10 protein-coding genes are annotated in these 15,635 nt (G+C 53.5%); 6 read left to right on the top strand and 4 right to left on the bottom strand.

The features are described from left to right. Positions 1-7: 7 nt before the first annotated feature. The 6 genes from mukF (at position 8) to F3J38_RS05940 (ending at position 9,885) form a co-directional block, all read left to right on the top strand. Entirely contained in the window at positions 8-1,330 is a 1,323-nt protein-coding gene (mukF, locus tag F3J38_RS05965; protein WP_034820534.1) for a chromosome partition protein MukF, read from the top strand. After that, positions 1,311-2,045 carry a chromosome partition protein MukE gene (gene mukE / locus F3J38_RS05960; protein WP_167136016.1) on the top strand — a complete coding sequence of 245 codons (735 nt, stop codon included), beginning with the start codon at positions 1,311-1,313 and terminating at the stop codon, positions 2,043-2,045. The genes mukF and mukE overlap by 20 nt, the downstream gene beginning before the upstream one ends. After that, positions 2,042-6,508, top strand: coding sequence for a chromosome partition protein MukB (mukB, locus tag F3J38_RS05955; RefSeq protein ID WP_167136014.1), 4,467 nt, complete (start codon positions 2,042-2,044; stop codon positions 6,506-6,508). The genes mukE and mukB overlap by 4 nt, the downstream gene beginning before the upstream one ends. 156 nt (positions 6,509-6,664) lie before the next feature. Next, complete coding sequence (gene ldtD, locus F3J38_RS05950) at positions 6,665-8,479, top strand: L,D-transpeptidase (RefSeq protein ID WP_167136012.1); 1,815 nt, start codon at positions 6,665-6,667, stop codon at positions 8,477-8,479. 188 nt (positions 8,480-8,667) lie between these two features. Continuing rightward, positions 8,668-9,219: a peptidoglycan L,D-endopeptidase MepK gene (gene mepK, locus F3J38_RS05945; RefSeq protein WP_039328994.1), complete on the top strand. Its 552-nt coding sequence runs from the start codon at positions 8,668-8,670 to the stop codon at positions 9,217-9,219. Between the two features lie 36 nt (positions 9,220-9,255). Continuing rightward, complete coding sequence (locus tag F3J38_RS05940) at positions 9,256-9,885, top strand: MBL fold metallo-hydrolase (RefSeq protein ID WP_167136010.1); 630 nt, start codon at positions 9,256-9,258, stop codon at positions 9,883-9,885. A 46-nt stretch (positions 9,886-9,931) separates the two neighbouring features. Here the strand turns inward: F3J38_RS05940 and F3J38_RS05935 are convergent, their stop codons facing one another. From F3J38_RS05935 to pncB, 4 genes are all read right to left on the bottom strand, one after another. Continuing rightward, positions 9,932-11,122 (bottom strand): amino acid aminotransferase, encoded by a 1,191-nt coding sequence (locus F3J38_RS05935; protein WP_167136009.1) that lies wholly within the window; start codon positions 11,120-11,122, stop codon positions 9,932-9,934. A 200-nt stretch (positions 11,123-11,322) separates the two neighbouring features. Continuing rightward, the gene (gene ompF / locus F3J38_RS05930) at positions 11,323-12,417 is read right to left on the bottom strand and encodes a porin OmpF (protein WP_304623124.1); all 1,095 of its coding nucleotides are present in this window, start codon (positions 12,415-12,417) and stop codon (positions 11,323-11,325) included. A 298-nt stretch (positions 12,418-12,715) separates the two neighbouring features. Then, positions 12,716-14,116 carry an asparagine--tRNA ligase gene (gene asnS, locus F3J38_RS05925; protein WP_167136007.1) on the bottom strand — a complete coding sequence of 467 codons (1,401 nt, stop codon included), beginning with the start codon at positions 14,114-14,116 and terminating at the stop codon, positions 12,716-12,718. 147 nt (positions 14,117-14,263) lie between these two features. After that, a complete protein-coding gene (gene pncB / locus F3J38_RS05920) occupies positions 14,264-15,469 on the bottom strand; it encodes a nicotinate phosphoribosyltransferase (protein ID WP_167137068.1) in 1,206 nt (401 codons plus the stop codon). Between the last annotated feature and the right edge of the window lie 166 nt (positions 15,470-15,635).

Below are 15,635 nucleotides of genomic sequence, written 5' to 3'. Positions count from 1 at the left end.
ATCAACTATGAGCGAATTTTCCCAGACGGTCCCCGAATTGGTGGCATGGGCGCGCAAGAATGACTTTTCACTTGCGTTGCCGGTAGAACGTCTGGCCTTTTTGCTGGCTATCGCCACCCTAAACGGTGAGCGCATGGACGGTGAAATGAGTGAAGGTGAACTGATCGACGCGTTTCGTCACGTCAGTAAAGCCTTTGAGCAAACCCACGAAACCGTGCAGGTGCGTGCCAACAACGCCATCAATGATATGGTGCGTCAGCGCCTGCTCAATCGCTTTACCAGCGAGTTAACCGAAGGCCATGCGATTTATCGTCTGACGCCGCTGGCCATCGGCATTACCGATTACTACATTCGCCAGCGCGAGTTTTCCACGCTGCGCCTGTCAATGCAGCTGTCGATTGTGGCACAGGAACTGAAACGCGCCGCCGATGCTGCTGAAGAAGACGGTGATGAATTTCACTGGCATCGCAATGTCTTTGCCCCGCTGAAATATTCCGTGGCAGAGATCTTCGACAGCATCGACATGACACAACGTCTGATGGATGAGCAGCAACAAGCGGTGAAAACCGATATCGCTGACCTGCTCAACAAAGACTGGCGTGCCGCGATTTCAAGCTGTGAACTGCTGCTGTCCGAAACCTCCGGCACACTGCGTGAACTGCAGGATACGTTGGAAGCGGCGGGTGACAAATTGCAGGCTAATCTGTTGCGCATTCAGGACGCTACGCTGAGCAGCCCGGATCTGGGCTTTGTCGATAAGCTGGTGTTTGACCTGCAAAATAAGCTGGACCGCATCATCAGTTGGGGTCAACAGGCCATTGATTTATGGATTGGCTACGACCGCCACGTGCATAAATTTATCCGTACCGCCATCGACATGGATAAGAACCGCGTCTTCGCGCAACGTTTACGCCTGTCGGTGCAGAACTATTTCGACCAGCCTTGGGCATTGACCTACGCGAATGCCGACCGTCTATACGATATGCGCGATGAAGAGATGACGCTGCGTAATGATGAGGTGATGGGCGAACTGCCGCCGGAGATGGAGTACGAAGAGTTTAACGAGATTCGTGAGCAGCTTGCCGCGATGATCGAAGAAGCATTGCAGATTTATAAGCTGGAGCAAAAGCCGCTCCATCTCGCTACGGTGATGCGCGATTATCTGGCGCAATACCCGCGTGCGCGCCACTTTGATTTGGCGCGTATCGTCATCGATCAGGCAGTACGCCTCGGTGTCGCCGAAGCTGATTTAGCCGGTCTGCCGGCAGAATGGCAGACTATTAATGATTACGGAGCCAAGGTGCAGGCACATGTCATCGACAAATATTGAACAAGTGATGCCAGTTAAACTGGCGTTGGCACTGGCAAACCCGATTTTCCCGGCGCTCGATAGCCAGTTACGCGCGGGACGCCACATTGGTATTGAAGAGCTGGATAATCACGCTTTTCTGATGGATTACCAGGAGTACCTGGAAGAGTTTTATGCGCGCTACAACGTTGAGTTGATGCGAGCGCCGGAAGGTTTCTTCTATCTGCGTCCGCGTTCCACCACCCTGATTCCACGCTCGGTGCTGTCCGAGCTGGATATGATGGTCGGTAAGATCCTGTGTTATCTCTACCTCAGCCCAGAGCGTCTGGCCAATGAGGGGATTTTCACCCAGCAGGAGCTGTATGACGAGCTGCTGTCACTGGCGGATGAGAGCAAACTGCTCAAGCTGGTGAACCAGCGTTCGACCGGCTCTGACTTGGATCGCGCCAAGCTGCAGGAAAAAATGCGTGCTTCGATCAGCCGCCTGCGCCGCTTAGGTATGGTGTGGTACATGGGCAATGACAGCAGCAAGTTCCGCATCATGGAGTCGGTGTTTCGCTTCGGCGCGGATGTGCGCAGCGGTGATGATGCGCGTGAAGCACAGCTGCGTCTCATCCGCGATGGCGAAGCCATGACGCTGGAGAACAAAGCCGCGGCCAACGAGAGTGATGATGCAGATAACGAGAATGACGTTGAAAGCGATGCGAATGATAACGCGGAGGATGAACAGGAATGATTGAACGCGGTAAGTTTCGTTCGCTAACGCTGATTAACTGGAACGGCTTCTTTGCGCGAACCTTTGATCTCGATGAGCTGGTGACCACGCTTTCCGGTGGTAACGGTGCGGGTAAATCGACCACCATGGCGGCTTTCGTCACGGCATTGATCCCCGATCTCACCTTGCTGCATTTCCGTAACACCACCGAAGCGGGGGCCACCTCAGGCTCACGCGATAAAGGCCTGCACGGTAAACTGCGCGCCGGCGTCTGTTATGCGGTGCTGGATGTGGTCAACTCCCGGCATCAGCGCGTCGTGGTGGGTGTCCGTCTGCAACAGGTGGCTGGTCGCGATAAGAAGGTGGATATCAAGCCTTTCAGTATCCATGGCCTGCCGACTGATTCGTTGCCGACGGATATGTTGACCGAGATTCTTAATAGCCGCCAGGCGCGTGTACTGCCGCTGGCGGAAGTCAAAGAACGTGTTGAAGCGCAGGAAGGTGTGCAGTTCCGTCAGTACAACTCCGTCACTGACTATCATGCCGTGCTGTTTGAGCTGGGTGTGGTGCCGCGTCGCCTGCGCACTGCCAGTGACCGCAGTAAATTCTATCGCCTGATTGAAGCCTCGCTGTATGGCGGTATCTCCAGCGCCATCACCCGTTCACTGCGTGATTATCTGTTGCCAGAGAATGGCGGCGTGCGTAAAGCCTTCCAGGATATGGAAGCGGCGCTGCGTGAAAACCGCATGACGCTGGAAGCCATTCGCGTTACGCAGTCCGATCGCGATTTGTTTAAGCATCTGATTTCTGAAGCCACCAGCTATGTGTCGGCGGATTATATGCGCCACGCCAACGAGCGTCGCATCCACCTTGATGGGGCACTGCAACTGCGCAATGAGCTGTTTACCAGCCGTAACCAGTTGGCATCAGAACAGTATCGCCATATTGAGATGGCGCGTGAGCTGTCCGAGCACAACGGCGCAGAAAACGATCTGGAAACCGATTATCAAGGTGCGAGCGATCACCTGAATCTGGTGCAGACAGCGATGCGTCAGCAGGAAAAGATCGAACGCTATGATGCCGATCTTGAAGAGCTGACTTACCGTCTCGAAGAACAGAACGAAGTGGTCGCCGAAGCGCGTGAAGTGCAGGAAGAGAATGAAGCGCGATCGGAAGCGGCTGAAATTGAAGTTGATGAACTGAAAAGCCAACTGGCCGATTTCCAGCAGGCGCTCGATGTGCAGCAAACGCGGGCAATTCAATATCAGCAAGCGTTGCAGGCGCTGGAAAAAGCCCGTGCACAATGCCAGTTACCGGATCTGACTATCGATAACGCGGCCGAATGGCAGGAAACCTTCCAGGCGCGTGAAGAAGAAGCCACCGAACACCTGCTGCGTCTGGAACAGAAACTCAGCGTGGCTGAAGCGGCACACAGCCAGTTTGAGCAAGCGTTAGCACTGGTCACCAGCATTGCCGGTGAAGTCAGTCGCCAGGAAGCCTGGCAGGTAGGGCGTGATTTGCTGCGCGATGCGGCCAACCAGCGCCATCATGCTGACCAGCTCTCCTCGCTGCGCCTGCGCCTGAATGAGCTGGAAACCCGCCTGCGTGAGCAGCACGAGGCCGAGCGTCTGTTGGCTGACTTCTGCAAACGTCAGGGGCAGCAGTATGACGCCGACGCGCTGGAAGGGCTGCAACGTGAGCTGGAAGCACAGATTGAACAGCTGAATGAAAGCGTGGCGGATGCCGGTGAACGCCGCATGCTGATGCGTCAGGAGCTGGAACAGCTGCGTGAACGCATTACCGCGCTCACGGCGCGCGCACCACACTGGCTGGCGGCGCAGGAAATCCTGACGCAATTGAGCGAGCAGACCGGACAAGAGCTGACCAGCAGCCAGCAGATCACCGAATTTATGCAGCAACTGCTGGAGCGTGAGCGTGAGACCACCGTTGAACGTGACAATGTGGCGGCACGGAAACGTGAAGTCGAACAGCAGATTGAGCGTCTCAGCCAGCCTGGTGGTGCCGAGGATGCGCGACTGACGCAACTCGCTGAACGCTTTGGTGGCGTGTTGTTGTCAGAAATCTACGATGACGTGACACTGGATGATGCACCGTACTTCTCCGCACTTTATGGCCCATCACGCCACGCGATTGTGGTGCCAGACCTGTCATTGGTGCGCGATCTGCTTGATGGCCTCGACGATTGCCCAGAAGATCTCTACCTGATTGAAGGGGATCCGCAGTCATTTGACGACAGCGTATTCAGCGTCGATGAGCTGGAAAATGCCGTGGTGGTGAAAGTGGCCGAGCGCCAGTGGCGCTACTCCCGCTTCCCGAAAGTGCCGCTATTTGGCCGCGCGGCGCGTGAAAATCAGCTGGAGCTACTCGGCAATGAGCGTGAGCAGTTGGCTGAACGCTTCGCCACCTTGTCATTTGATGTGCAGAAAACTCAGCGTTTGCACCAATCCTTCAGCCGTTTTATCGGCAGTCATCTGGCTGTGGCCTTTGATGAGGATCCCGAAGCGCTTATCCGTCAGCTGAACAGTCGCCGTGGTGAGCTGGAGCGTGCACTGGCACAGCATGAAAATGATAACCAACAGCAGCGCGCGCAATTCGAGCAGGCGAAAGAGGGCGTCAGCCAGCTTAACCGTTTGCTGCCGCGCGTTAACCTGCTGTTGGATGATTCGCTAGGCGACCGCTGTGAAGAGATTCGCGAGCGCGTCGAAGAAGCACAAGAAGCGGCGCGTTTCCTGCATCAACACAGCAACAAACTCAGTAAGCTGGAGCCGCTGGTGGCAGTGTTGCAGAGCGACCCGCAGCAGCACGATCAGCTGGAACGCGATTACCAACAAGCACAGCAGCAGCAGCGTGATGCACGTCAGCAAGCCTTTGCGCTGACGGAAGTGGTGCAGCGTCGCGCTCACTTCAGCTATGAAGATTCAGCAGGCATGCTGACGGGCAACAGCGATCTCAACGACAAGCTGCGCCAGCGTCTGGAGCAGGCAGAAGGCGAGCGCAGTCGCGCTCGTGAGCGTCTGCGTGAGCATCAGGCTCAGTTGACGCAGTATTCACAAGTGCTGGCCTCGTTGAAAAGCTCCTATGACGCCAAGCGCGACATGTTGAAGGAGCTGCAGCAGGAGATGCAGGATATTGGCGTTCAAGCCGATGCCAGCGCTGAAGAGCGTGCGCGTATCCGCCGCGATGAACTCTATACCGCATTAAGCCACAATCGCGCGCGCCGCAATCAGCTGGAAAAACAGCTGACCTTCTGTGAAGCCGAGATGGATAGCCTGCAGAAAAAACTGCGCAAGCTGGAGCGCGATTATCATCAGATTCGTGAGCAGGTCGTCAGTGCTAAAGCGGGCTGGTGTACGGTGCTGCGTCTGGTGAAAGAGAACGGTATGGAGCGTCGACTGCATCGCCGTGAGATGGCCTATCTGGGCGGTGATGAGCTGCGTTCGATGTCGGATAAGGCATTGGGTGCGCTGCGCCTGGCGGTGGCGGATAACGAACACCTTCGCGATGTGTTACGCATGTCGGAAGACCCCAAACGTCCTGAACGTAAGGTGCAGTTCTTTATCGCGGTGTATCAGCATCTGCGTGAGCGTATTCGCCAGGACATCATCCGTACCGATGATCCTGTCGAAGCCATCGAACAGATGGAGATCGAGCTGAATCGTCTGACGGAAGAGCTGACCGCCCGTGAGCAGACGCTGGCCATCAGCTCACGCAGTGCGGCGAATATTATTCGCAAAACCATTCAGCGCGAGCAGAACCGTATTCGTCAGCTGAACCAAGGCCTGCAGGCCGTGAGCTTCGGCCAGGTGCGCAGTGTGCGTCTTAATGTTAACGTCCGTGAAGCGCACTCCACGCTGCTGGATACGTTGTCAGAGGAGCATGAGGCGCACCAGGATCTGTTCACCAGCAATCGCCTGACCTTCTCGGAAGCACTGGCAAAACTGTATCAGCGTCTCAACCCGCAAATCGATATGGGTCAGCGTACGCCGCAAACCATCGGTGAAGAGCTGCTCGACTACCGCAACTATCTGGAGATGGAAGTGGAGGTCAACCGTGGTTCTGACGGTTGGCTGCGCGCAGAGAGTGGTGCGCTGTCGACTGGTGAGGCGATCGGTACCGGTATGTCAATTCTGGTGATGGTGGTACAGAGCTGGGAAGAGGAATCACGACGCTTGCGCGGTAAAGATATTTCACCGTGCCGTCTGCTGTTCCTGGATGAAGCGGCGCGTCTGGATGCTCGTTCCATCGCCACCCTGTTCGAGCTGTGCGAGCGTCTGGAGATGCAGCTGGTCATTGCTGCGCCAGAGAACATCAGCCCAGAAAAAGGCACGACTTACAAACTGGTACGTAAAGTGTTCAACAACACTGAACACGTCCATGTGGTCGGCCTGCGCGGTTTCTCGGCTGACCCAACCCCAGTGAAGACTGTGAACAGCGATATCAATTTAGAAACAGAAAATACCTAGCGCCGAATCTGGTTAAAAAACAGCGCACCGTTTAATCTGTAAGCGGCATTTGCACACTGAGGCAGATGCCGTTTTTTATTTGTATACTCAACAATAAGAGTAAGGCTGTACATGGCGATAACAGGGCGCTGTGTCTTAGGTGAGAAGGGGGCAGGGATGTTGCTGAACAAAAGAAGCAGAGTCAGTCGTGCTGTATTAGCACTCAGTGTTGCATGGGGATTATCGCCGTTGGCTGCCAGCCATGCCGCGATTATCGCCGCATTGCCGGGCACGTCACATAGCGTTATGTCAGTGGCAGCCAGCCAGCATCAGATCCAGCAAGCATTTAGCCCCAGCGAACAACCTTTCTATCTGCCCGGTCTGGCCGGGATTTATGCCTCACGCAATATGGCGCCACTGTGGCAGGATCGCGAGGCAGTACAGGCTTTTCAGCAGCAGCTGGCGGAAGTCGCGCTTTCAGGTGTGCAGCCGCAGTTTACGCGTTGGGTTGAACGGCTCACTAACCCCGAAATCAAGGGCTTGGCGCGTGATATCGTTCTGAGCGATGCGATGTTGGGATATTTGCAGTTTGTGGCTAATGTGCCAACACAGGGTGAAACCTGGCTCTACAGTAACGTACCTTACAAACTCACCATGCCTTCAGTGGCTGCAATCAATCAATGGCAGAATGCGGTGAATGGGGGAGGTAGCCGTTCGTTTGTGGTCTCTCTGGCGCCGCAGCATCCGCAATATGCACCGATGCACAGCGCGCTTAAAGCATTGCTGACCGATCATCGCCCATGGCCGCAGTTGCGCGATAGCGGAACGCTGCGCCCCGGCCAAATCAGTAACGATGTGCCCGCACTGCGTGAGATTTTGCAGCGCACCGGTATGTTGACGGCTGCCACGCACAGCAGCACACCGACCCCAGCCGACGATGCCGTGCCAACCGCGCCTGTGCCGGTCAGCCAGAGCAATCAGCCGATTGCGGTGAGCCCATCGGCTGCCAGCGTCAATGATTTGTCTGCGCAGGCACCTGCTGCGACCGACAACGTTGTGGCGAGTGCAACACCCGCTGGCGACAATGTTTATGACGACGCGCTGGTGGAAGGGGTAAAACGCTTCCAGCACTGGCAAGGCTTAGCGGATGATGGGGCGATAGGTCCTCGTACACGTGAGTGGCTAAATGTGTCACCGCAAATGCGAGCGTCGTTGCTGGCGCTGAACATCCAGCGTCTGCGTCTGCTGCCGGATGATATGCACAACGGCATTATGGTGAACATTCCCAACTATTCACTCACCTATTACAACAATGGTGCCACGATTCTGTCATCACGGGTGATCGTAGGACGTCCCGATCGTAAAACGCCACTGATGCGCAGTGCGTTAAATAACGTGGTGCTCAATCCACCGTGGAATGTGCCCACCACGCTGGTGCGTCAGGATATTGTACCCAAGGTCAAGCAGGATCCCGGTTACCTTTATAAGCACGGTTATACCTTGCTTTCGGGCTGGAGTGCAGATGCAGAAGTGATCGATCCGTCGATGATTGACTGGCATATGGTTTCCGCCGCGAGTTTCCCTTATCGCATTCGCCAGGCGCCGGGGGCAATGAACTCACTGGGACGCTATAAATTTAATATGCCTAGCTCGGATGCTATCTACCTGCATGACACACCCAACCATGGCTTGTTCCAGCGAGATATCCGTGCGTTGAGTTCTGGCTGCGTACGCGTCAATAAAGCCTCGGAACTGGCCGATTTGCTGTTGCAGGATGTGGGCTGGAATGACAGCCGCATCTCCGACACGTTAAAGCAGGGCGACACGCGCTACGTGCCGATTCGTCACCGCATCCCGGTGAATCTTTATTACTTAACTGCGTGGGTCGCGGCGGATGGCCAGCCGCAGTATCGTACAGATATTTACAATTATGATAATCCTGCGCGCTCTGGTAGCCAGGTGCTGTCAAAAGCAGGAAAACTTCTCCTCTAGTCATTGATTTGCCAGTTTTCACCTCTCTTCGAAAAGACCAAGACCAGTCGCAAATTTCCGATTTTGCGCTGGTTTTGGTCATTCTGTGACACATTGCGGGTTGACTGACTTCCAGGCTGCGGTTACTGTTCGGCCTTGTGTACTTTTTACACATTTTTTTGTCGCTTTAGATTAGGTAACCCCGCTACATGGCTAATTTTGATTCCCAACGTCGTCGATTACTCCTGATTGGAGGCGCAGCGGCAGGTCTGTCACTGCTTCCTGGTTCAGCACTGGCTTCGCTTTCCACGGCCCGTCCCCGAGTATTGACGCTTAATAACCTTCACACCGGTGAAACCCTTAAAACGGAGTTTTTTAACGGTAAGAGTTATGACAAGGATGAGTTAGCCCGGTTAAACCACTTCTTCCGTGATTACCGCGCCAATCAAGTGAAACACATTGATCCGCATCTGTTTGATCAGCTTTATCGTTTACAGATGGTGTTAAACACCCGTAAGCCGGTGCAGCTGATTTCGGGCTACCGTACGCTGGCAACGAATAATATGTTGCGTGAATCGGGGCCTGGCGTGGCGAAACACAGTTATCACACCAAAGGACAGGCGATGGACTTCCACATTGAGGGGATTTCATTGAGCAATGTTCGCAAAGCGGCGTTATCAATGCGCGCGGGTGGTGTAGGATATTACCCTCGCAGCAACTTCGTACACATTGATACCGGGCCTGCAAGGCACTGGTCCTGATACCGACAGCGCTGCGTGTGTCGGTCATGGAGCGCTATGAATTATCACATTATTCCGGTTACGGCTTTTTCTCAGAACTGCTCGGTTATTTGGGATGAAGATACCCAGCAGGCAGCGTTGGTTGATCCCGGCGGTGATGCCGAGACGATTATCGCTATTCTGGCAGAGAAGGGGCTGACCCCGTCGCAAATCTTGCTGACGCATGGGCACCTTGACCATGTGGGTGCTGCCGCTGAACTGGCGTCACACTACCAGGTGCCTATCGTTGGGCCGCATAAATTGGATGCGTTTTGGCTGGATAATCTGCCCACGCAAAGCCGTATGTTTGGTTTGCCTGAGTGTGCGCCACTGACGCCCGATCGCTGGCTGGAAGAGGGTGAAACGGTACAGGTCGGGAATGTCACGCTGGAAATCCTGCTTTGCCCTGGCCACACGCCGGGACACATTGTTTTCTTTGACCGTATCGGTCGGCTGTTGATATCTGGTGATGTGATTTTCAATGGCGGTGTTGGACGTACTGATTTCCCGCAGGGCAGCCACAGCGATTTAATCGATGCAATCAACACCAAACTGTTACCGCTGGGTGATGATGTGACCTTTGTACCAGGGCATGGTCCAATTTCGACGTTGGGCCGTGAGCGGATCAGTAATCCTTTCCTGCAATAAAAAAATGGGCCGTTATGGCCCATTTTTCATACTGAACATTCAGAGATTAAAGCACAGCGACAATCGCCTCGCACAGCGCAGACATATTATCTGGCGTCATGCCGGCAACGTTGACGCGCCCGGAATTGACCGCATAGACGCCGAACTCTTCACGCAGGCGCACCACCTGATCTTTGGTCAGGCCGCTGAATGAGAACATACCGTTTTGCTTGATGATAAAGCTGAAGTCCTGGTTTGCCCCTTTCTCTGCCAGCGTGTTCACAAACAGCTGACGCATACGCTGAATACGCTGTCGCATATCGCTCAGCTCCTGCACCCAGATGGTACGCAGCGCATCATTGCCGAGAATGGTGGCCACCACAGCCGCACCGTGAGAAGGTGGATTCGAGTAGTTAGCACGAATGCTGTACTTCACCTGGCTAAACGCCGTTTTAGCCACTTCGTTATTGGCCGCGACTAGCGTCAGCGCACCGACACGTTCGTTATACAGGCCAAAGTTTTTGGAGTAGGAGCTGGCAACCAGCAACTCCTGATGGGATGCCGCGAAGATTCGCAGACCTTCGGCGTCTTCATCTAAGCCACGAGCAAAGCCCTGATAGGCAAAGTCGAACAGCGGCAGCCAGCCTTTCTCCTGTGACAGCTTAGCCAGCTGCTGCCATTGTTCAGCAGACGGGTCTACGCCGGTTGGGTTATGGCAGCAACCGTGAAACAGCACCACATCACCCGCTTTTGCTTCTTGCAGAGAGGCGACCATGCCAGCAAAGTCGAGGCTGTGACTGGCAGCATCGTAATACTGATAATCACAGACTTCCAAACCCGCAGCGTTGAACACGTTCTTATGGTTCGGCCAGCTTGGATTGCTCACCCAGACGCGTTTAACGTTGGTCTGGTTTGCCAGGAAATCTGCCGCCACGCGCAGCGCACCGGTACCACCTGGCGTTTGTGCAGTGCATGCACGGCCAGAAGCGATCAGGTTGCTCTCTTTACCAAATAACAATTCCTGAGTGCAGCGGGCGAAATCAGCCAAGCCATCAATGCTCAGGTAATTCTTGGTGGTTTCATTTTCCAGCAGATACTGCTCAGCTTTTTTAACACTGGTCAGCACCGGTGTTTTACCGGTTTCATCTTTGTAGACACCAATGCCAAGGTTGATTTTATTCGGGCGGTCGTCGGCGCGAAACAGGTCAGCCAGTCCCAGAATAGGATCGGCGGGTGCGGCAGAGATCGATTCAAACATGAGTCAGTTCCGTTTGGGTGAACTTTAGCAAAATGAGCTATCAGGGTAGCGTCAGATGATACGCTTGCCAACCGCTGACATAAAAAAGAAATAAGCCACATGTATAAAGTAGTGGCGCTAATTGAGAGGGCGATCACTGAAACGCAAAACGGAGCCCGAAGGCTCCGTTTATAGGGTGTTACAAGTCACTAATCAGATGATTAGAACTGGTAAACCAGACCAACAGCTACGATATCGTCGGTGTTCAGACCCAGCGCGTTGTCGTCTTTCAGCTGGTTGATACGGTAGTCGACGTAGGTCGCCATGTTTTTGTTGAAGTAGTAGGTTGCGCCCACATCGAAGTATTTAACCAGATCAACATCGCCGATACCGTCGACGTCTTTGGCTTTAGACTGAACGTATGCCAGGGATGGACGCAGACCGAAGTCGAACTGGTACTGAGCTACAACTTCAAAACCTTGGGTTTTGTTAGCAAAACCAACCTGACCATTGTCAACGCTGTTGACGTTGCTGTTAGAGATGTAGGTAGAGTTGCGGGTTTCGTTGTACATGGCAGCCAAGTACACGTTGTTCGCATCATATTTCAGACCAGTTGCCCACTGCTGAGCTTTGTCACCTTTACCATAGAAGGCGCTGTTCTGAGCATTGGTACGGTCGCTTGAACCATAAGCACCAACGATGCCTACACCGATTGGTGAGGTGTAAGAAACAGAGGTACCCCAGCCGTCGCCGTTTGCACGACGAATGTCGTCACGGTCGTTTTTGCCCTGATACTGCAGAGCAAAGTTCAGGCCATCAACCAGACCGAAGAAGTTGGTGTTACGGTAGGTCGCCAGACCAGTAGAACGGCCAACCAGGAAGTTATCAGAGTAACCGGTATCGCCACCGAACTCTGGCAGTACGTCGGTCCAGCCGATTGCGTCATACACTACGCCGTAGTTACGACCGTAGTCGAATGAACCGGCATCGCCGAATTTCAGACCAGCAAAGCCCAGACGGGTTTTGTTACCAGACTGCGCGTCGGTACCGCCTTCTGAGTTGTTCGCCTGAATGTTGTATTCCCACTGGCCGTAACCGGTCAGCTGGTCGTTAATCTGGGTTTCACCCTTGAAGCCGAAGCGAACATAAGTCTGGTCGCCATCGCTACCAGCATCATCAGAGAAGTAGTGCAGACCAACAGCTTTACCGTACAGATCCAGTTTGTTGCCGTCTTTGTTATAGATTTCTGCTGCGTTTGCTGCGCCGGCAGCTAACAGAGCAGGGATAACCACTGCAAGAATGTTGCGCTTCATCATTTTTTATTACCCTCATTGGAGTTATTTGGACATCTGCCACTGCCGTCAAGAAACCTTTACGGAACCTTGAAAGAAGTTTGATGTCTCCTGTGTCTGCACGCATCTTTCCATCACGGGGTTGCTATTTCTAGCCCGAAAATGATTCAAATCTCGCAATTACGTATCAAAAAGAAATTTTGTATTACAATTTGTAAAATATCGGGAACTTTGTGAGAGAACTCAAAATTTACAAAAATAAAAAAGGCCGGCAGTGCCGACCTCGTTATATATATGAATTACTTATATTTAATCGCGAATTTTAGAAATTGGCGTTACGTGGAGTACGTGGGAAGGGGATAACATCCCTTACATTTTGTACGCCGGTGACATAGGCGATTAATCGTTCGAAACCTAATCCGAAGCCAGCATGTGGAACGGTGCCATAACGACGCAGGTCACGATACCACCAGTAATCTTCTTTATTCAGGCCCATTTCTGCCAGACGCGCATCCAGTACATCCAGACGCTCTTCACGCTGTGAACCACCGATAATTTCACCAATACCCGGCGCCAGAACATCCATCGCTGCCACGGTTTTACCATCGTCGTTCATACGCATATAGAAGGCTTTGATGTCTTTCGGGTAGTTCTTCACCACCACCGGCGCCTTGAAATGTTTCTCTGCGAGGTAACGTTCATGTTCGGAGGAAAGATCCACGCCCCAGGAGACCGGGTTTTCGAATGTCTGACCGCTTTTCAGCAGAATGTCGACCGCATCGGTGTAGTCCACCTGCGCGAAATCGGTTGTGACAAAACGTTCTAAGCGAGCAATCGCATCTTTGTCTACGCGCTCCGCAAAGAACGCCATGTCATCAGCACGCTCTTCCAATACGGCTTTGAACACATATTTCAGCATGGCTTCTGCCAGCGCGGCGGCGTCGTCCAGGTTAGCGAAGGCAACCTCAGGCTCCAGCATCCAGAATTCCGCTAAGTGACGGCTGGTGTTGGAGTTTTCTGCACGGAAGGTTGGGCCAAAAGTATAAACTTTTGACAGCGCACAGGCATAAGTTTCGGCGTTCAGCTGACCGGAAACCGTCAGGAAAGCCTCTTTGCCAAAGAAGTCTTTATCGTAATCGACTTTGCCCTGTGGATCGCGCGGCAGGTTTTCCATGTCCAGCGTAGAAACACGGAACATCTCGCCCGCACCTTCGGTATCTGAAGCGGTGATCAGCGGGGTAGAAACCCAGAAATAGCCGTTCTCATGGAAGAAGCGATGCAACGCCTGCGCCAGCGTGTGGCGTGTACGGGCTACCGCACCGACCAGGTTAGTGCGTGGGCGCAGGTGTGCCACTTCACGCAGGTATTCGATACTGTGGCGTTTTGCCGCCATCGGATAGGTGTCCGGATCGTCTACCCAGCCGGTGACTTCTACGTTGGTCGCCTGCAGTTCGAATGCCTGGCCTTCACCAGGGGATTCAACCACTTTACCGGTGACGATCACAGAACAGCCCGTGGTCAGACGCAGCACTTCATCCTGATAATTATTCAGAGAATTATTGACGACGGCCTGAACGGGATTAAAGCAGGAACCGTCATAAACGGCGATAAAGGAAAGACCGGCTTTGGAATCTCTTCGGGTACGCACCCAACCACGTACGGTGACTTCACTGTCAACCGCGACACGGCCGTGCAGTACATCCGCTACAGGCACTACGCTCATAAATATCTCTCTATATATAGAAGTGGATAAAAGCCCAAATTAGGGTTTTGCTATGTTACTTGCGAGCCAACAGGAAACAAGCAATTTTGCCGGGAGCAGGGGAGATTTGTTGCAAGAGAGCAGGGTGTGAGCACCCTGCATCATCAATTAGCTGGCTCTTTTCACCAGTGGAAGGTCAAAAGCTTTGCGCAGGGCGCGGACAAAAGCTTTATCCTGGCAGATGGTTTTACCCGGACTGTCGGAAAGTTTCGCCACCGGTTTGCCATTGCAGCTCACCAGTTTAATCACAATATTGAGTGGCGTAACGCCAGGGATATCGCAGGTGAGGCGTGTGCCGATGCCAAATACCACATTGGCTCGCTGGCCAAAGTGACGATAGAGCACCAGGGCTTTATCCAGATTGAGGTTGTCTGAGAACACCAGCGTTTTGCTTCTAGGGTCAATATCCAGACGCTGGTAGTGCGCAATGGCCTTTTCACCCCATTCCACCGGATCACCCGAATCATGGCGTAAGCCTTGATAGCGATTTGCAAAGCCTGGACCGAAATCACGCAGGAAGGCATCCATGGTGATGCAGTCTGTCAACGCAATGCCGAGCTGGTCATCGTACTCATCCAGCCACGATTGCAAAGCCGCACGCTGGCTGTTTGCCAATACAGGACTGATCTGCTGGTGTGCCTGGAACCACTCATGAGCTTGGGTCCCAACAGGATTAAGCTGTAAGCGGCGCGCCAGATCGTAATTACTGGTTCCGACCAACCACGGGAATTCAGCTTTAAGGGTACTGACAATCGCTTCCTGCACCCCTTTGGAGTAACGACGGCGAGTGCCGAAATCCATGAGTTGGAAGCGCGACATATCAAGGTCGCCTACCTGTTGACGGAAATCCACCAGCTTGTGTTGCAAGTGTGCGACGGCTTGCTCAACACCCATCTGTGGTGTGCGATGGCGGTGTACCACTTCACTGATCAGCGCCAGCAGCGGCACTTCCCATAAAATCACTTCGCGCCACGGACCACTGATCTGAATGGTCAGACGGCCATTGTCATTACGGACATGGACTTGGGAAGGATCAAAACGGAATTGACGCAGCCAGTTGAGGTAGTCGGTTTCAAAGAAAGGTAAGCCGCTGAGGTAGTTGTATTCGTCGTCGCTCAGGGCGAGGGAGGGCAGCATATCGATTTGCGCACGAATCTCATCGGCATACTGGCCGAGTAATTCATCGCCGCGACAGCGAAATTCTGCCGTAACCGGGACATCGTAATAACGATGATAAACGGCCTGCTGCATATGAAGCTTATACGCATCGGTATCAAGCAGCGTGGTCAAAATCGGGGAAGCGTGTCCAGTCATGGTGCGTTTCAGCATCCTCTTCCGCGGAGCAGAGCCCGGTGTCAACAAAGTCATAAAGACGCAGGAGTATAAAACAGTAATGACCGGGATCACACCATAATTGCGGGTGGCAGGTCGAGGGTCATTTGTGCCATTGTTAATGAATTGTAGCCTTTTCAGCAAAGGC

It is taken from the genome of Candidatus Pantoea formicae (assembly GCF_011752625.1).
Classification (GTDB): Bacteria; Pseudomonadota; Gammaproteobacteria; order Enterobacterales; family Enterobacteriaceae; genus Pantoea; species Pantoea formicae.
The sequence above is the reverse complement of the archived record's forward strand: the minus strand, read 5'-3'. Positions and strand labels throughout refer to the sequence as shown.